Here is a 17198-nt window from a genome sequence, read left to right on the forward strand (position 1 = left end):
GAGGATCCCCCTAGATGAATCCAAATAATCGCTTAACAACAAACCAAGGTGCTCCAGTTGGAGACAACCAAAATTCTCGTACAGCTGGTCGTCGTGGACCAGTATTATTAGAAGACTATCATTTAGTAGAAAAACTTGCACACTTTGATCGTGAACGTATTCCAGAGCGCGTTGTGCATGCACGTGGTGCAGGTGCTCACGGTGTATTCGTAACGAAAAATAGTATGAAGCGATATACGAAAGCGGCATTTTTACAAAATGAAGGAACTGAAACGCCTGTATTTGTTCGTTTTTCAACGGTTATTCATGGTCAAGGTTCTCCTGAAACAGCACGTGACCCACGTGGGTTCGCTGTTAAATTTTATACAGAAGAAGGAAACTACGATATCGTAGGTAATCATTTACCAGTTTTCTTCATTCGTGATGCAATTAAATTCCCAGATATGGTACATTCCTTAAAACCAGCACCTGATACGAATATTCAAACGCCAGATCGTTATTGGGATTTCATGACGTTAAGTCCAGAATCTACACATATGATGACATGGGTATTTTCTGATTACGGTACACCAGCAAGCTATCGTGAAATGGAGGGTTTTGGCGTCCATTCATTTAAATGGATTAATGAAGAAGGTAAAATTGTTTATATAAAATACCACTGGAAACCACAGCAAGGTGTACGTAACCTAAATGCGAAAGAAGTGCAAGAAGTACAAGGGAAAGACTTCAATCATGCAACTCGTGACTTGTTCGATGCAATCGAAAAAGGAAATCACCCAAAATGGGATTTACACGTACAAGTTATGCAATTAGATGAAATGGACTCTTTAGACTTTGATCCACTAGATCCAACGAAAGTGTGGCCAGAAGATCGCTTCCCATTAATGGAAGTAGGGACAATGACGTTAAATCGTAATCCGAAAAACTTCTTTGCAGAAGTAGAACAAGTAGCGTTCTCTCCAAGTGCAACTGTAAATGGTATTGAGCCATCGGAAGATAAATTATTACAAGGTCGTTTATTCTCTTACCCAGATACACAACGTTATCGTCTTGGGGCAAATTACTTACAAATTCCTGTAAACTGCCCATACGCAGCTGTTCATAACCAACAACGTGATGGTGCGATGCAAGTAAATCAAAACCCATCTACAATCAACTACGAACCGAGCCGTCATGCTGAAAATCCAGTTGAAGACCCAGCTTACCGCGATTCAACTATGAAAGTAGAAGGCTATGTATCTCGTGAAAAAATTGAGAAACCAAATGACTTTAAACAAGCAGGTGAGCGTTACCGTTCATTCTCTAAAGAAGAGCAAGATAACTTAATTGCAAACTTAACAAATGACTTGAAAGACGTAAATGAACGCACAAAATTATTAGCTGTTTGTAACTTCTTCCGTGCAGATCAAGAATACGGTATGCGTTTAGCGCAGGCATTAAATGTTGATATTACGCAATATGTAGGAAATGCTCCGAAATAAATAGGAAAAGACGACCGGGCTTCGGTCGTCTTTTTTGTATAAAGTTATGTGGGGTATTTCGCATGTAAAACATGTCGGAATTTGTTGGTAAATCGATATGTTGTGTCGAACCGTTGATATATTGAAAGAAACAATCGATATATTTGAAAAATCGTTGATATATCCAAAAAACCGTTAATATATTTCCAGTTATACTAGGTGGGGTATGTTGCCCGGTACGCAAAAAAGAGATGCAATCTATCATCGATAGATTGCATCTCTTTTTTAGTTCACTCGCTCAGTATACTCATAAGCTTTCTCCCCATGCATCGAAATATCAAGTCCCATATGTTCCTCGTGCTCATCTACCCGGACAGGGAGGAAGAAGTTGATTGCTTTAATAATGGCATACGTCATTATAATTGTGAACGCATATGTTGCGCCGATCGCTACAAGTTGTTTCAACAGCAGCGAGGCGTTTCCGTAAAATAATCCGTTAGCGCCATCACCGTTTACGGCAGTAGTTGCAAATAATCCTGTCGCAATACCGCCCCAAGTTCCACCGATGCCGTGACATCCGAATGCATCGAGTGTATCGTCGTATCCGAATTTTGTTTTTAAGAAAAAGACCGCTCCGAAGCATAATACGCCGCCAATTGCTCCGATAAGAAGAGCTGAGAAAGGTGTAACGAACCCGCAAGCTGGTGTAATAGCGACTAGACCGGAAACGGCGCCACAAGCAGCTCCCATCGCAGTCGGTTTTGATTGGAAGAACCACTCTGAAAGCATCCAAGTTAATGCTGAGGCAGCAGCAGCTATATTTGTATTAATAAATGCAGTTAAAGCTACATCATTTAAAGATAATGCGCTTCCGACGTTAAAACCGAACCAGCCAAACCATAATAATCCTGCGCCTAACATTGTAAATGGCAAATGGTGAGGAGAAGAACCATTTATGTTTTTTCGTTTTCCAAGGAAAATAGCTAATACAAGACCAGCAACTCCGGAAGTGATGTGAACGACGTTTCCGCCAGCGAAGTCTAGTGCACCAAGTTCCCTTAGCCACCCGCCGACGCCCCATACCCAATGAGCGACAGGATTGTAAACAATCGTTGTCCATAGAAGGATAAAAATAAGAAAGGCAGAAAATCGCATTCTTTCAGCAAATGCACCTGAAATTAAAGCTGGAGTTAAAATGGCGAACATGAGTTGAAACATCATGAATAAATTGTGAGGAATAGTAGATGAGTAGTCTGGATTTGGTGCGTAGGTAACTCCGTTTAGACCGAACCAATCAAGTGTACCGATAAGCCCGTGCCAATCTGGTCCGAATGATAAAGAATAGCCGATAACAATCCATTGAATCGAAACGATAGCCATTGCACTATAACTATGCATCGTTGTACTGAGTACATTTTTGCTGCGGACCATACCTCCATAAAAAAGTGCCAATCCTGGTGTCATCAACATGACCATTACTGTCGTCACAAACATAAAAACTGTATCTCCCATATTCATGAGCTCTCCTCCTATAATGTTAGAAAAAATAACATCGTTTTGTTATGTTTCATATCATATTCGAAAAGGAACTGAAAATCAACTAAAAATTCAGAAAAATATATACATGATGTTAGAAAATGTAACATAGATTATTTTGTGAGGATTGAAATCGACATATGCGTTTCTCTTGGATAATTGGTATAATATTCTTACAATTAAAAACTTGGGGGATGCGTGTGGGAAAAATACGGACTAGGAAACTATTCATTTGTTTTTGCTTAGCTTTTGTTTTGTTTGTACCAATACATACTTTTGCAGACGAAAAAAGAGAGTGGAAAGATGAAGTTATATACTCCATTATGATTGATCGCTTCAATAATGGAGAACCGAAAAATGACAAACAATTAGAAGTTGGTAATTTAGAAGGGTATCAAGGCGGGGATATAAGAGGAATTATAAAAAGGTTGGATTACATAAAAGAAATGGGTTTTACTACCGTTATGCTTTCGCCGCTTTTTGAAAGTGGAAAGTACGATGGATTAGACGTGCGAAATTTTAAAAAGGTAAATGAACATTTCGGGACAGAAAATGATGTGAAAGAACTTGTAAAAGAAGCTCATGCAAAAGGAATGAAAGTTGTATTTCAATTTCCGCTTGGAGAAAACGAACGACAGGTAATTGACGCAATGAAATGGTGGATAAAAGAAGTTGATTTAGACGGAAGTTATGTTATACATAGTGAAAAAAAACCGCGTTCCTTTTGGGATAACGCGCAAAAAGATATGCAAGTGATAAAGAAAGATTTTCGTATTATGACAAAGGAGGATAGCGAATACAACGAAAAAATAGTAGAATCGTTTTCCGAAGCGGATGTATCGGTGAAATCGTTATACGATGTGAGTAAAAAAGAAGGGGAATTTGTTACGTTTTTAGATGATCAAGAAACAAAAAGATATGCGCGTATTGCAAAAGAAAATATGTATTATCCGCCATCACGTTTAAAACTGGCGCTTACATATTTGTTAACATCACCTGGGATTCCGAATTTTTATTACGGAACTGAAATTGCATTAGATGGAGGAAGTGTACCCGATAATAGACGATTAATGGATTTTAAGTCAGACGAAAAATTTATGCAGCACATAACAAAACTAGGTGAACTTAGGCAGGCGAGACCGTCTTTACGACGCGGTACGTTTGAGCTTCTGTATGATAAGAGCGGGATGAGTATACTAAAACGAAAATATAAAGATGAAGTAACTTTAGTAGCAATTAATAATACGAAAGAAACACAAAAAGTCTCCTTACCTGCAAGTGAAATTGGTGAAAAACAAGAGTTAAGAGGATTGTTGCAGGATGAAATTATAAGAGAGGAAAATGGAAAATTTTATCTCGTTTTAAAGCGTGAAGAATCAAACGTGTATAAAGTTAACGGAGAAACAGGTGTGAATTGGTTATTTATCTCCTTAATCGTTGGTGTGAATGTATTATTTATTGCGTTTTTAATTGCAGTTAAAAGGAAACGTAGATGAGATGAGAAGTTACTCACTCTATGTTCATGTCTTCTTATTGGATTTGTAAGTTTGTTCGGTGGGGCCAGGTTAGGGAGAAAGTCTTCTTCCTAGCCTGTTTTTGTGTCAATACGGATAGAGAAAGACCTTTGAAACAAACAATAATTGCAACTATATTAATTTTACATTACATTAAAAGTTAGAGAATACTCTTATACTAATATAGTACTAAATAGTAGGTGGGAAAATGGAATTTTACGATTTGGGTATTACCATTAAAGAGCTTAGAATTAAAAAAAATATATCACAATCCGAATTATGTCATGGAATATGTTCGCAAAGTCAAATTAGCAAAATAGAAAAAGGTATGATTTATCCATCTAGTATATTGTTATATCAATTATCAGAAAGACTTGGTATTGACCCAAATAATATATTTGCATTAACTCAAAACAAAAAGCTAAAATATGTAGAAAATGTAAAATGTGTAATAAAAGATTGCTTAAAGCAAAAACAATATAATGAACTTTATGAAATCGTGAAAAAAGAGAAAGATGAAAAGAATTTCCAGGCAAAAGAAGATAAACAATTTCTCCTATGGCATGAAGCTATTGCTATATTTGAGGTGAACAGATCCATAAAAACTGCTTTAAAGCTTTTAAATAATGCATTAAAACTAACTTTAACCAATGTTGATTTTTTATCAGAAAGAGAAATAGATATTATGCAGACAATGTCTATATTTTATGCGGAAAATAAAGAATATGATAAAAGTATTACTATATTAGGAAGATGTTTAACTAATTTTAATAAATTAGATTTTCCGAGAGATAAAGCGATTAAATTAAAAATCATTTTTAATTTAGCGAAATGTTTAGGTATGACCTATCAATATGAAGAAGCGGTAAAATACATTGATAAGGGCATCAAATTAGCTATTAATCTAAATACTCTATACTTATTAGGTGAACTTTACTATTTAAAAGGATGGAATTTATTAAGATTTAAACAACAGAATGAAGAAGATATTGCAAATAACATGAAAAAAGCATTATTTATATTTGAACTAACAGAAAAAGAAAATCTGATAAAAATGGTTAAAGAAAAATATTTTGAAAACCAAACTGAAAAAAGTCACTTATAATTCATTTGGAAATCACTTGAAATATAATAAAACCTACAGGGAAAATCTCTGTAGGTTTTATACTTATAAACTTGTTTCTAAAATATTAGTGCTTAATATAAATTTTTGAATAAGAGTTTACTTAGTGTACTTTTTATTTTGAAGTCTGCATCTTTATTAACAATTTATGCTTCTTTTTAATCACATCCAAATATTGTTAAGATTGAGATGATTCAAGTCGGAGGAAGGCACTTTGAGGTGTCTTTTTTTTATGACCTTTATCATTAACTATTTAATGTTTTTTTAAATGATTACATGACATATTTTTTTTGTACCAAGCTTTGTTGATACAGTTAGACTTATCCGTTAGTGTATTCGTATTATTAGAACATCCTACAGTATTTAGGGAGAATGTGGCCAATAAAAACCATAATATTAATTTCTTCAAATAACCACTTCTAACTCTTTTTTAATTAACATTTTTTAAAATACTTATTAATTTTACATTACATTAAAGGTTGGAAAATATTCTTATACTCATAAATTGTTACGTTTCGACGAGGAGAGGAATTATGAGTTATAGCAATTTTTAAGATGACTTTGGCCTAGGATGTAATTGCTAAGAAAAGTAATTCAAATCGAAGGGAAAACGTCTTAAGGTGTCTTTTCCTTATTTTCAATTTACTTAGCGATTTTTACCGCACATACCCTTTTTTCTATGGTTTGTTCTTGTAATATTGTCTCTACAAGACAAAAAGAAAACTCCTCTAATTAAGAGGAGTTTTCTTTTTAGCGGTAGTTAATGAACTGTACGTCGATTGGTAAATCAGCGCTACGAACAGCTGCGATTACTGCTTGTAAATCATCACGGCTTTTCGCTGTAACACGTACTTGATCATCTTGTACTTGTGTTTTTACTTTTAATTTCATTTCTTTAATGATGTTGTTAATTTTTTTCGCGTTATCTTTATCGATACCTTGTTGAAGTGTTGCGCGTTGGCGAACAGTGTTGCCAGTTGCAGCTTCAACTTTTCCGTAATCTAAGTTCTTAATTGGAACGTTACGTTTTACAAGTTTAGAGATAAGAACGTCTTTTACTTGCTCTAATTTAAACTCGTCATCAGAAGTTAAAACAAGTACTTCTTTTTCTAATTTAATATCACTTTTACTTCCTTTAAAGTCATATCGGTTTTGGATTTCTTTTAATGCGATATTAATTGCGTTTGTTACTTCAGGTAATTCTACTTTCGAAACGATGTCAAAAGAACTATCTTTTGCCATAGTTAGCACCTCCAAATAAATTTCTAATCTTGTTATGTACTGTACATACTAAAGTATAGCTGAAAACGAGTCTAGACTTAAGTGTTTTCGTATTTATATTCATGTAACCTCATTTTATTATAGTGAATTTTGGGCAGTTGGACAAATATAGGAAAAATCATGTTATAATTAACTTTTGTTTGGAATGATAAAAAAGATAATTTTATATATATAGAAGGGAATTAAAAAATATGTATTTGCAAATAGGATCGATTGAACAGGTAACTGTTTTACGCGAAACGGAAATCGGATATATGGTTGGGAATGAAGAAGAAGAAATTTTCCTACATAAAAATGAAGTAGCTGGAGAAATTGAAGAAGGCGATACGATTGATGTATTCTTATACCTTGATCACCAAAATCGTATTTCAGCAACAATGAAGGAGCCAATTATTACAACGTATGATTGGAACTGGGTAAAGGTTGTAGAAGTTATTCCGAGTTTAGGTGTGTTTGTTGATATTGGTGTATCAAAAGATATACTAATTCCAGCTGATGAATTCCCAATTTATATGCCGGTATGGCCAGAAGTTGGAGACGAATTATATTGTACGTTAAAATTAACGAATCGTGATCGTTTAATTGCTCTTCCGGCAAGAGACAGTGATATGCAAGAAATTATCGTAGATGCAACGCCATCTATGCGTAATAAAAACGTAAATGGACGTGTATATCGTTCGCTTCAAGTAGGTTCATTCGTTTTAACAGATGAACATTTCCGTGCTTTCTTACACCATACAGAAAGAAAAGAACAAGTCCGCATCGGTCAGCGTGTAACAGGCCGTATTATTGACGTAAAAGATGACGGTACAATTAACATTTCACTTCTTCCTCGTAAAGAAGAAGGAATGGAAGACGATGCTGCAGTAATTTATGCATATATGGAAGAACGAGGCGGAGCAATGCCGTTTTGGGATAAGAGCCATCCAGAAGATATTAAAGAACGCTTTAACATGAGTAAAGCTGCATTTAAGCGCGCACTTGGTAAGTTGATGAAAGAAGAGAAGGTTTACCAAGAAGAAGGTTGGACTTACTTTAAGAAATAAAGTAGATGAAAGATTAAAAAGCACAACCTTATTTAAAAAAATAAGGTTGTGCTTTTTTAATTTCCTTGCGGAGAAACAAGAGTAAATGTATCTTTCAAATCACTATCATTTATTTTAATATTTGCCTTTTTTAATTCCTCTTGTAACAATTTTTTGCTGAATACAGGATCAGCAGTACGTTCTTCCTCTAAGTTTTTGCGAATAGAGTCTTTCACTTCATCATAAGGCTTTAAAGCTTTTTTATCAGTTAATTTAATAACGTGATAACCGTTTGATGATTTTACGGGATTGCTAATTTGTCCAACATTTAGTTTGTAGGCAGCGGTTTCGAATTCAGGAGCCATTGTACCTGAATTGAAGTATCCAAGGTCTCCACCTTTATCTTTTGATAGCAGATCTTGTGATTCTTGTTTTGCTAATTCTTCAAATGAAGCACCAGCATCTAGTTTACTCTTTATTTCTTTCGCTTCATTTTCGTCACTTACTAAAATGTGACTCGCTTTAATTTCTGGCTTATAGTGGTCTTTTACGTCTTTTTCTGTAATACTTTTCTTAATCGCTTCATTCATAGCAAGTTTGAACTTAATTTGATTTTTGAAATCCTCTTCATCTTTTAAACCATAATTTTCTAATACTTTTTTGAATTGATCTCCATATTGTTTTTTGACTTTTTCTACTTCTTTATTTACCTCTTCATCAGGTACTTTATATTTTTTTGTGATGACGTCTTGTGCCATCATTTCGTATAGCGTGTCTTTTCCGTAACGATCTTTCAATTGTTTTTCGAAGTTATCCTTTGTAATGGTCGAGTCTGTTGCTGTAGCGACTGTAGCTGAGCCATTCTTTTGTTCGCAAGCAGATAGCATCAATATACTTATTAGTGCAGTAATAATGAAAATATGTTTCCCTCTCATGCCAACACCTCATCCGAATATGTTATCGCTATTGTAGAATATAGAAGTGAACATGAAGTGAATTTTTAATGTTTTTTCCTTTAAAATGTAAAAAAGTACATCAACATAATTGTTGATGTACGATGGAATCAAAGGTGATCGGTCTTTTTAGAGTATGCACGTTTACCTTGCTGAATATTTTTTTGCTCTTGCTCATTTTTTTGTGTGCGTTTTGCGTTATTATCGCGTGCTTTTTTGTCGTTATCACTCGTATGTGGCATATGTATCAACTCCATTTCTAAACGTTGTACGTTTATCATTTCCTTTTTCGTAAAGACTATGTATAGCGGTGCATTTATGAAGGGTAAAGGTGGATTCGAAATGGATTTGAAGTTGAATTATACTGAACTTATAAAGAAGTTAATCGTTGTAATCATCGCAGGTTTATTAAATGCGATTGGGATGAATTTATTTTTAACGCCAGCAAAAGTGTATGCGAGCGGCTTTGCTGGATTGTCTCAATTATTATCACAAATATTAGGTGATTTTTTATCGATTCACATATCTACGGGAGTATTGTTTAGCTTATTTAATATTCCTGTCGTTATTTTAGCGTGGAAAAAGGTTGGAAAGGCCTTCACCTTTTTCAGTTTTCTTTGTGTTATATTTATGACTTTGTTTCTAGAAGTCATCCCTGTTAGAGCGGTTTCGAATGATATCATATTAAATGCGATTTTTGGCGGGATTATTTCGGCGATTGGAGTAGGGATTGCTTTAAAGTGGGGGGCTTCTACAGGTGGATTAGATATTATCGCCATGATTTTATCAAAAATAAAAGATAAGCCTGTCGGTACATACTTTTTCTTTTTTAATGCAATTATCATTATCGCTGCTGGCTATGTATATGGATGGGAAAAAGCGTTATATACGTTAGTGACTTTATATGTATCAACGAGAATTATTGATGCAATTCATACTCGTCATGTAAAGATTACAGCATTAATTGTTACGAAGAATGGGGCAGATGTAAGAAAGGCGATTCACTCGCGATTAGTAAGAGGAATTACAACGATACCAGCAACAGGTGCTTATACGAATGAAAATAAAGAAATGTTAATGATGGTTATTACTCGTTACGAGTTATACGAATTAGAGAGGATTATTAAACAAGTGGACCCAGGTGCATTTACAAATATACTGCAAACAGTTGGGGTGTTCGGATTGTTTCGGAAAGATTAAAGAGGACCGAAGTTGGTCCTCTTTTTTAATGTAAATTCGTAATGTTTTGCAATTGCTCTTGCATTTCACGGAGCTGAACTTTTTCAGCAGTTGAAGAGTTTGCGTAAGCGGATTGCAAAGCATTTTTTGCTCTATACACGAGATCTTGTTGCTCAGTACCGCTTGAACAAGATACGGCATTTTCAACAGCATCTCTAGCTTGTTGGAATAGTAAGTTCCCCATTTAAACCCCTCCAAAAGAAGAGTTACTTCTTGCTTTTTCTGCCTCAGCTAATGTACCTCTGTACGGGAATCTTGCATCATGCTTCATAACAGCATCGGCTCCTTGTTGGATAAAACGTTTTGATTTGTTCTTTTTACCCATTCGAAAAACCCCCTTTATTTAGCTGAAAACAATCGACGCAATGTCTCATGCGTCTACTTATAGTATGGACATTTGGCAGGAAACTATAAGTAGGAAATTTTTAGATTACAACCCAAGAACCTCTTCTAAATATAAAGCAATACCATCTTCTTCGTTCGTTAACGTCGTATGGTTTGCGAGTGATTTTAATTCAGGGATGGCATTTCCCATTGCGATGCCGTGACCAGCAAATTCAATCATTTCAAAATCATTATCTTCATCACCGAAAGCGATAATTCGCTCTTGTGGAATGTTGTAATGACTAGAAATTTTTTGTAATCCAACTGCTTTATTTAATCCGCTTTTCACAATTTCAATAATCGGCCAAGGTGCGCCCCATTTTCTATGGTCGATTACTTCCGCATGCATATCGGTTAAATGTTGACGAATTGCAGTAGAATGCTCGTCATGGGCGTCAATTAATAAGCAAGTTGGATGATCGTTTAAAATATTTAATAAGTCTCCCGTAAAAATCTTAGGAGAGCCGAATTCGAAAATATGTTTTTTATCTTCATCAATTTCACGAACATACACATCGTCCATTACTTCCGCGTATATATTTTTTACGCCAAAATCAAAGCAAGCTCGGACAATTTCTTGCGCTGTTGCTAGCTCAAGAGGAGAGTGATGTGTTCCCCAGTTTGAATCAAGAGGATGATGTACGTAAGCGCCGTTAAAGTTTACGATAGGTGTGTTAAGATCAAGTTCTTTATAGTAATCATAACTAGCACGGAATGGACGTCCTGTTGAAATAACGACAATATGTCCCTGTTCCTTTGCTTTTGCAATTGTATGTTTCGTTCGAGTGGAAATTATTTTGTTGTCTGTTAATAAAGTGCCGTCTAAGTCTAATGCGATTAAATGTTGTTTGTTCATAATTTCACCTCTTATAATAATTTTTTTGTATCTATCTGTATTTCCGTTTTTAATATGCAGAAATAAGAGGTTAGACTCGGTGAAATCACCATAGATGGAAATTTCACTATATATCCATCTTACGTCTCAAAGTGCTGTGGTGTCTACTATTTATCGTTGGAAATTAAGAAAAGTCAACATCTTTTTAGAAAGTTCAAACAATGTTTCTTTCATTATGTACAAATTGTGAAAAGGGTTACATTGCTCGTGTGATGAGGCATATAATGAACATGTAATCTTCTCGTATATGTTTGACTCTCCTTTGAAACTAGCCTAGAGTAGGTTGGTTTCTTTTTTTTCTACAAGTAGGAAAGAAATCCCTGCTTACGCTTGTGTCATTCATATATATGTACAAGAATGAGATGTAGTACTGTTTCCTAAACATGACAGAAAAGCTTTCTTTTAAAATGGATATACTAATGAGGCAAGACGTCATGGAAGGAGAATGAAGATGGGACAAAATCGCAGGTTTCGTTCTGGACAAAAAGCGCCGAATGATGGCATTTACGTAGAAATTGGTGAAACGGGAAGTATGGTGAAAGATCCGCAAATGGTGAAATTAACTGCCGGTGAAAAGTTTCCGGATAACACGAATCATAACCGCCAGTGGACATATAAAAGAAAACCGTAACAGAAGCCGCAATCATTATTGCGGCTTTTTTGTCGTTACACATTGTAATTTCATTTACCGTATTTTTTAGCGGTATAATGAATGCTCTCTTTTTCTTTTTCAAATAATAAGTTTGAAAATACATAGGCAAAATTATTGTATAAAAAAGTCAGTTGGCGTATAATCAAATCAAAGGTCAAAGAAAGTCAAACTTTTGGAGGGCTGTAAAGATGGACTTAAATCAAATGACAACAAAAACACAAGAGGCGATTATGAGTGCCCAATCTTTAGCGGTATCTCATCATCACCAAGAGGTGGATACTATTCATCTATTATTTGCATTATTAGAAGAGCAAGATGGGTTAGCGGTACGTATATTTCAAAAAATGAATGTTGATATAGAAGCATTAAAGCAAGGTGCTGAAAGTTTAATTAAAAAGAAACCTTCTGTAACGGGGAGCGGTGCAGAAGTTGGAAAATTGTATGTAACGAGCGCTCTGCAACAACTGCTTGTAAGAGCAGGGAAAGAAGCAGAAAAACTGCAGGATGATTACATTTCAGTAGAACATGTATTGCTTGCTTTTTCTGAAGAAAAAGGCGATATAAATCAATTATTTACAAGATTGCATATTACGAAAGATAACTTATTACAGTCTTTAATGACAGTTCGGGGGAATCAAAGAGTGACGAGTCAAAATCCAGAAGCAACTTATGAAGCGTTAGAAAAATATGGTCGTGATTTAGTGGCGGAAGTGAGAGCAGGGAAAATTGATCCTGTAATCGGCCGTGATAGTGAAATACGACGTGTAATCCGTATTCTTTCACGTAAAACGAAAAACAATCCGGTTTTAATTGGGGAGCCAGGTGTTGGTAAAACAGCAATCGTTGAAGGGCTAGCCCAGCGTATTGTGAAAAAGGATGTACCTGAAGGATTGAAAGATAGAACGATTTTTGCGTTAGATATGAGTGCACTCGTAGCTGGTGCGAAATTCCGTGGTGAGTTCGAAGAGCGTCTGCAAGCTGTATTAAATGAAATTAAAAAGAGTGAAGGACGCATTTTATTATTCATTGATGAACTTCATACAATAGTTGGAGCTGGTAAAACAGAAGGAGCCATGGATGCAGGAAATATGTTAAAACCGATGCTTGCACGTGGTGAACTGCATTGTATTGGAGCCACAACACTAGATGAATATCGCAAATATATTGAGAAAGATCCAGCGCTAGAAAGACGTTTCCAACAAGTATTAGCAGAAGAGCCAACTGTTGAAGATACGATTTCCATTTTACGTGGATTAAAAGAACGCTTTGAAATTTATCACGGTGTAAATATTCATGACCGTGCGATTGTAGCAGCATCTGTTTTATCAGATCGATATATTTCAGATCGCTTCTTACCAGATAAAGCAATTGATCTTGTTGACGAAGCGTGTGCAACAATTCGTACAGAAATTGATTCTATGCCAACAGAATTAGATGAAGTAACGCGCCGCATTATGCAGCTGGAAATTGAAGAAGCGGCTCTTGGGAAAGAAACGGATCGTGGTAGCCAAGAGCGTCTAAAAACATTGCAACGTGAATTATCGGATTTAAAAGAAGTTGCCAGTGGCATGAGAGCGAAATGGGAGAAAGAAAAAGAAGACATTCACAAAGTTCGTGACTTACGTGAGCATTTAGAACGTTTGCGTCGTGAATTAGAAGAAGCAGAAGGCAATTACGATTTAAATAAAGCAGCCGAACTTCGTCACGGGAAAATTCCCGCAATTGAAAAAGAGTTAAAAGAAGCGGAAGAAATGGGCGCGCATAATAAACAAGAAAATCGTTTATTACGTGAGGAAGTAAGTGAAGAAGAAATTGCAGATATTGTTTCACGCTGGACTGGTATTCCTGTTGCGAAACTCGTGGAAGGTGAACGCGAGAAATTATTACGCTTAGAGCAAATCTTATCAGAGCGTGTCATCGGACAAGAGGAAGCAGTAAGCTTAGTGTCAGACGCGGTTCTTCGTGCTCGGGCTGGTATTAAAGATCCGAACCGCCCGATTGGTTCTTTCATCTTCTTAGGGCCAACAGGTGTTGGTAAAACAGAACTTGCAAAAACGTTAGCCCAGTCTTTATTCGATAGTGAAGAGCAAATGATTCGCATTGACATGTCTGAGTATATGGAAAAACACGCCGTGTCTCGCTTAATTGGTGCACCTCCTGGATATGTAGGATATGAAGAAGGCGGTCAATTAACAGAAGCGGTAAGACGTAAACCATATTCCGTTGTTTTATTAGATGAAATTGAAAAAGCACATCCAGAAGTATTCAACATTTTATTACAAATGTTAGATGATGGACGCATTACAGATTCGCAAGGTCGTACAGTGGACTTTAAAAATACAGTTATTATTATGACTTCAAATATTGGATCTGCTCATTTACTAGATGGATTAGAAGAAGATGGTTCGATTAAAGAGGAATCAAGAGACCTTGTAATGGGGCAATTAAGAGGACATTTCCGCCCTGAATTTTTAAACCGTGTGGATGAAATTATTTTATTCAAACCTCTTACAACGAATGAAATTAAAGGCATTGTTGATAAAATTGTAAAAGAACTACAAGGTCGTCTAGCTGACCGTCACATTACAGTAGAATTAACAGATGCAGCAAAAGAATTTGTTGTGGAAGCCGGTTTCGACCCAATGTACGGAGCTCGTCCATTAAAACGATACGTACAGCGTCAAGTGGAAACGAAATTAGCACGAGAATTAATTGCAGGAACAATTACTGATAATAGTCACGTAGTTGTTGATGTAGAAAATAACGAATTAGTCGTTCATGTGAAATAAAAATAAAAAAGAGTTCGGATAAAATCCGGACTCTTTTTTTAGTGTTGTTCTACTGGCTCGTTTGGAATTGCAGCTGAAATTGCTAGTACTAACACAGCAAGAACAACTGAGAAAATAGACGCTTGGTTAAAGTCGTATGTACCGCCAGTCATAGAGCCGATTACATAGCTCATCATATGTACAAGTAAGAACGACCAAATTAATGCCCAAATGAAACGCATATTTTACACCTCTATTCGTTCAATCTGTCCTTATTGTAACACAATTGAAAAAAGAATATAGAAAAATATTTGTAGATTTTTCAACGCAAATTTGCATTCCGTTCATACATTATAAAAGAGTACTTTTATATGTTTAGAAAATAAGGCGGGGGAAAAATGAGTATTACGGAACGTTTTTTTTACTTAGAAAAAGAACCATGTGTCATTTATTTACCGGAGAAGCCAAATGGATTTTCTGTTATGCTCCTCGGTGATTATAACTACTTTATTGAGAATGGTACAAGTTTATGGACACAACATGCGGGTAAATCTTATTTTTTACATGGTCTTATTGAACAAGGCTACACGGTCTTTTCCTCTAATTTATACGGAAGACATTGGGGAAACGATCAATCTGTTCGTCTGGCAAAACGTTTATATGATGTTGTTTTGAGAAAAGAGACGTTAAATGCGAAAATGCACATTATGGCAGATGGTATGGGAGCGCTTGTAGCACTTGAAATGATGAACAAATATCCTGAATGTATTCGTTCTGTTGTTATGCTAAATCCGTGTTTAGATTTACCGGAATATGTAAGTTTTGAGAAAGAGCATAAATTTTTTTACAAGAGACTCGTGAAGGAATTAAGTTTGGCGTATGATGCCAAAGAAGAAGAATTAGAATCAAAAATAAATAAGAAATCATTTACGCTTCTTCCATCTTGTGTACCTGTTAAAATTTTCGTATCAACACAAGAAAAAAGAGGAAGAAAACAGCAGTTGCGTAGATATGAGAAAATGAGGCAACTAAATCAATGTGATACTTCTGTCTTGTTCCATCTGCAAGATGTGAAATATAAAATGGTTAGGCAAACGACTGATTTCTTTAAAAAATATGAAGAAGAATTATGAAGCTCCCATATACATAAATGAGGAGCTATTTGTTTCAGAGGGAAAGGGTTGGTGGTATGGAACGCGTGCTGATAATAGGTGCACTTACGTTTGTAGGTTATCACCTTGTAAATAAAATGATTGCAGAAGAAGTGGAAGTCTATGGTCTTGATTTTGATGAATTCGATAGTATGACGAAAATTAATGAAGAGAAGTTATTATTAATTGGGCGAAATGCGTTATTTACGTATTATTCGATAAGAGATGAAGATGGATGGAGATCGGTTGAGGAAGAGAGATTCGATACTGTTTATTTTTGCTTATATGAGCCAAATCAGCAAAGTGGATTTCGGAATGAAAGAGTCATATTACAATATTTAAAGCGAATTATAAGAATGTGTGAAGAACAAAAAGTGAAGTTAAATTTAATTTCTTCTATTGAAGTAGGCAGTACAGATGAATCCGAAAATAAGCGCCTATTTTTGAAAGTAGAAGAAGGATTGAAAAAAGGGAATTTACAATATAGTGTATTTCGAGTTCCAACATTATATGGACCGTGGCAACCGTCCTTTATGATGTTTCATCAGCTTATTTTATCAGAATTAGGTGAAAAAGAGTGCCGTTGTACGATTGAGGAAAAGGGGAATGATTTACTTTACGTTGAAGATGTATGTGAATACTTATGGGAAAATGGAACGAACGGGGCGCAGCTTGGTATATACAATTTACTTAGTGGTAAACAGTCATTATGGGAAAAAGGTATGAATCTTTTACGCGCGGATGATAAAGTAAATAAAAATAATAACGAAGTAAGAGATGAGGCTATCGAGGTAATTTCAATAAAAAGAAATACTCCGTTAGAATACGGTTTAAATAAACAACTGGCACACATGAAAAAATATAAAGAGTTATACGAAGGGTAGTACGCGTGTTACACTATTGTATGTGAAAGTTTTAATGGAGAGGAAGAGCATAATATGAACGAAAAAAGCATGCAGTTTTTACAAATCGCAATGAAGCATTTACCGGAAGCAAAGGCAATTTTAGATGATAATGGAATTGCACTTGATATGGAGAAGGCACAGCCGGTGTTAGAGTTGTTAATGAAAGTTATGAACGAGGCCTATGAGCTCGGGAAAGCAGATAAAGAATAAAAAGAATAAAAAGAATAAAAAGAATAAAAAGCATCTTCTTAAGATGGAAGAGAGGCTCGAACCGTGAATAGAAGCGGTCAGGGCCTTTTTTATTCTCGCCTG

18 protein-coding genes are annotated in these 17198 nt (G+C 35.5%); 10 read left to right on the forward strand and 8 right to left on the reverse strand.

The features are described 5' to 3' along the window. Positions 1-14: 14 nt before the first annotated feature. Entirely contained in the window at positions 15-1481 is a 1467-nt protein-coding gene (gene katB, locus NST90_RS05775) for a catalase KatB (protein ID WP_046392458.1), read from the forward strand. 264 nt (positions 1482-1745) lie between these two features. Here the strand turns inward: katB and NST90_RS05780 are convergent, their stop codons facing one another. Further along, positions 1746-2978 (reverse strand): ammonium transporter, encoded by a 1233-nt coding sequence (locus tag NST90_RS05780; RefSeq protein ID WP_001055855.1) that lies wholly within the window; start codon positions 2976-2978, stop codon positions 1746-1748. A gap of 158 nt (positions 2979-3136) precedes the next feature. Between NST90_RS05780 and NST90_RS05785 the strand changes: the two genes are divergently transcribed. Together NST90_RS05785 and NST90_RS05790 are read left to right on the forward strand one after the other, a co-directional pair. Continuing rightward, complete coding sequence (locus NST90_RS05785; protein ID WP_050427354.1) at positions 3137-4492, forward strand: alpha-amylase family glycosyl hydrolase; 1356 nt, start codon at positions 3137-3139, stop codon at positions 4490-4492. A gap of 226 nt (positions 4493-4718) precedes the next feature. Beyond that, positions 4719-5615: a helix-turn-helix domain-containing protein gene (locus tag NST90_RS05790; RefSeq protein ID WP_000397876.1), complete on the forward strand. Its 897-nt coding sequence runs from the start codon at positions 4719-4721 to the stop codon at positions 5613-5615. 768 nt (positions 5616-6383) lie between these two features. Here NST90_RS05790 and NST90_RS05795 read toward each other — a convergent pair. Continuing rightward, a complete protein-coding gene (locus tag NST90_RS05795; RefSeq protein ID WP_001040149.1) occupies positions 6384-6875 on the reverse strand; it encodes a YajQ family cyclic di-GMP-binding protein in 492 nt (163 codons plus the stop codon). A 230-nt stretch (positions 6876-7105) separates the two neighbouring features. Between NST90_RS05795 and NST90_RS05800 the strand changes: the two genes are divergently transcribed. Further along, complete coding sequence (locus NST90_RS05800) at positions 7106-7960, forward strand: S1-like domain-containing RNA-binding protein (protein ID WP_000281262.1); 855 nt, start codon at positions 7106-7108, stop codon at positions 7958-7960. Positions 7961-8016: 56 nt separating this feature from the next. On the opposite strand, the gene prsA is transcribed toward NST90_RS05800, so the two are convergent. Together prsA and NST90_RS05810 are read right to left on the reverse strand one after the other, a co-directional pair. Next, complete coding sequence (prsA, locus tag NST90_RS05805; protein WP_048558820.1) at positions 8017-8874, reverse strand: peptidylprolyl isomerase PrsA; 858 nt, start codon at positions 8872-8874, stop codon at positions 8017-8019. Between the two features lie 128 nt (positions 8875-9002). Further along, positions 9003-9134: a DUF3941 domain-containing protein gene (locus NST90_RS05810; RefSeq protein WP_001120851.1), complete on the reverse strand. Its 132-nt coding sequence runs from the start codon at positions 9132-9134 to the stop codon at positions 9003-9005. A gap of 100 nt (positions 9135-9234) precedes the next feature. On the opposite strand from NST90_RS05810, the gene NST90_RS05815 reads away from it, so the two are divergent. Continuing rightward, positions 9235-10092: a YitT family protein gene (locus NST90_RS05815; protein ID WP_000364444.1), complete on the forward strand. Its 858-nt coding sequence runs from the start codon at positions 9235-9237 to the stop codon at positions 10090-10092. A 25-nt stretch (positions 10093-10117) separates the two neighbouring features. Here NST90_RS05815 and NST90_RS05820 read toward each other — a convergent pair whose 3' ends face one another. The 3 genes from NST90_RS05820 to NST90_RS05830 all read right to left on the reverse strand — a co-directional run bounded on the left by NST90_RS05820 (position 10118) and on the right by NST90_RS05830 (position 11371). Continuing rightward, positions 10118-10315 (reverse strand): DUF3813 domain-containing protein, encoded by a 198-nt coding sequence (locus NST90_RS05820; protein WP_000527407.1) that lies wholly within the window; start codon positions 10313-10315, stop codon positions 10118-10120. After that, positions 10316-10456, reverse strand: a complete 141-nt coding sequence (locus NST90_RS05825; protein ID WP_000516816.1) for a hypothetical protein — start codon at positions 10454-10456, stop codon at positions 10316-10318. A gap of 105 nt (positions 10457-10561) precedes the next feature. Next, a complete protein-coding gene (locus NST90_RS05830) occupies positions 10562-11371 on the reverse strand; it encodes a Cof-type HAD-IIB family hydrolase (protein WP_001041232.1) in 810 nt (269 codons plus the stop codon). Between the two features lie 490 nt (positions 11372-11861). Between NST90_RS05830 and NST90_RS05835 the strand changes: the two genes are divergently transcribed. Both NST90_RS05835 and clpB read left to right on the forward strand, forming a co-directional pair. Then, on the forward strand, positions 11862-12041 hold the full coding sequence (locus NST90_RS05835; protein WP_000531421.1) for a YjzC family protein: 180 nt from the start codon (positions 11862-11864) through the stop codon (positions 12039-12041). 209 nt (positions 12042-12250) lie between these two features. Beyond that, positions 12251-14851 (forward strand): ATP-dependent chaperone ClpB, encoded by a 2601-nt coding sequence (clpB, locus tag NST90_RS05840; protein ID WP_016122101.1) that lies wholly within the window; start codon positions 12251-12253, stop codon positions 14849-14851. Positions 14852-14889: 38 nt separating this feature from the next. Here clpB and NST90_RS05845 read toward each other — a convergent pair whose 3' ends face one another. Then, positions 14890-15072 (reverse strand): YjzD family protein, encoded by a 183-nt coding sequence (locus NST90_RS05845; protein WP_001211116.1) that lies wholly within the window; start codon positions 15070-15072, stop codon positions 14890-14892. Between the two features lie 156 nt (positions 15073-15228). Between NST90_RS05845 and NST90_RS05850 the strand changes: the two genes are divergently transcribed. Genes NST90_RS05850 through NST90_RS05860 form a run of 3 tightly spaced genes read left to right on the forward strand, consistent with a single transcriptional unit; the run spans position 15229 to position 17096 of the window. After that, complete coding sequence (locus NST90_RS05850; RefSeq protein WP_000028691.1) at positions 15229-15963, forward strand: hydrolase; 735 nt, start codon at positions 15229-15231, stop codon at positions 15961-15963. A 29-nt stretch (positions 15964-15992) separates the two neighbouring features. After that, on the forward strand, positions 15993-16865 hold the full coding sequence (locus tag NST90_RS05855) for an NAD(P)-dependent oxidoreductase (protein WP_006921015.1): 873 nt from the start codon (positions 15993-15995) through the stop codon (positions 16863-16865). Between the two features lie 54 nt (positions 16866-16919). Beyond that, positions 16920-17096 carry a ComZ family protein gene (locus tag NST90_RS05860; RefSeq protein WP_001986215.1) on the forward strand — a complete coding sequence of 59 codons (177 nt, stop codon included), beginning with the start codon at positions 16920-16922 and terminating at the stop codon, positions 17094-17096. The last annotated feature ends 102 nt before the right edge of the window (positions 17097-17198 follow it).

This window comes from Bacillus sp. FSL E2-8900 (genome assembly GCF_037966225.1).
GTDB lineage: Bacteria > Bacillota > Bacilli > Bacillales > Bacillaceae_G > Bacillus_A > Bacillus_A cereus.

Bases quoted from the DNA above. Each gene is read 5' to 3' on its own strand.
- katB (WP_046392458.1), top strand. From the start codon at position 15: ATGAATCCAAATAATCGCTTAACAACAAACCAAGGTGCTCCAGTTGGA.
- NST90_RS05780 (WP_001055855.1), bottom strand. From the start codon at position 2,978: ATGAATATGGGAGATACAGTTTTTATGTTTGTGACGACAGTAATGGTC.
- NST90_RS05785 (WP_050427354.1), top strand. From the start codon at position 3,137: ATGCGTTTCTCTTGGATAATTGGTATAATATTCTTACAATTAAAAACT.
- NST90_RS05790 (WP_000397876.1), top strand. From the start codon at position 4,719: ATGGAATTTTACGATTTGGGTATTACCATTAAAGAGCTTAGAATTAAA.
- NST90_RS05795 (WP_001040149.1), bottom strand. From the start codon at position 6,875: ATGGCAAAAGATAGTTCTTTTGACATCGTTTCGAAAGTAGAATTACCT.
- NST90_RS05800 (WP_000281262.1), top strand. From the start codon at position 7,106: ATGTATTTGCAAATAGGATCGATTGAACAGGTAACTGTTTTACGCGAA.
- prsA (WP_048558820.1), bottom strand. From the start codon at position 8,874: ATGAGAGGGAAACATATTTTCATTATTACTGCACTAATAAGTATATTG.
- NST90_RS05810 (WP_001120851.1), bottom strand. From the start codon at position 9,134: ATGCCACATACGAGTGATAACGACAAAAAAGCACGCGATAATAACGCA.
- NST90_RS05815 (WP_000364444.1), top strand. From the start codon at position 9,235: ATGGATTTGAAGTTGAATTATACTGAACTTATAAAGAAGTTAATCGTT.
- NST90_RS05820 (WP_000527407.1), bottom strand. From the start codon at position 10,315: ATGGGGAACTTACTATTCCAACAAGCTAGAGATGCTGTTGAAAATGCC.
- NST90_RS05825 (WP_000516816.1), bottom strand. From the start codon at position 10,456: ATGGGTAAAAAGAACAAATCAAAACGTTTTATCCAACAAGGAGCCGAT.
- NST90_RS05830 (WP_001041232.1), bottom strand. From the start codon at position 11,371: ATGAACAAACAACATTTAATCGCATTAGACTTAGACGGCACTTTATTA.
- NST90_RS05835 (WP_000531421.1), top strand. From the start codon at position 11,862: ATGGGACAAAATCGCAGGTTTCGTTCTGGACAAAAAGCGCCGAATGAT.
- clpB (WP_016122101.1), top strand. From the start codon at position 12,251: ATGGACTTAAATCAAATGACAACAAAAACACAAGAGGCGATTATGAGT.
- NST90_RS05845 (WP_001211116.1), bottom strand. From the start codon at position 15,072: ATGCGTTTCATTTGGGCATTAATTTGGTCGTTCTTACTTGTACATATG.
- NST90_RS05850 (WP_000028691.1), top strand. From the start codon at position 15,229: ATGAGTATTACGGAACGTTTTTTTTACTTAGAAAAAGAACCATGTGTC.
- NST90_RS05860 (WP_001986215.1), top strand. From the start codon at position 16,920: ATGAACGAAAAAAGCATGCAGTTTTTACAAATCGCAATGAAGCATTTA.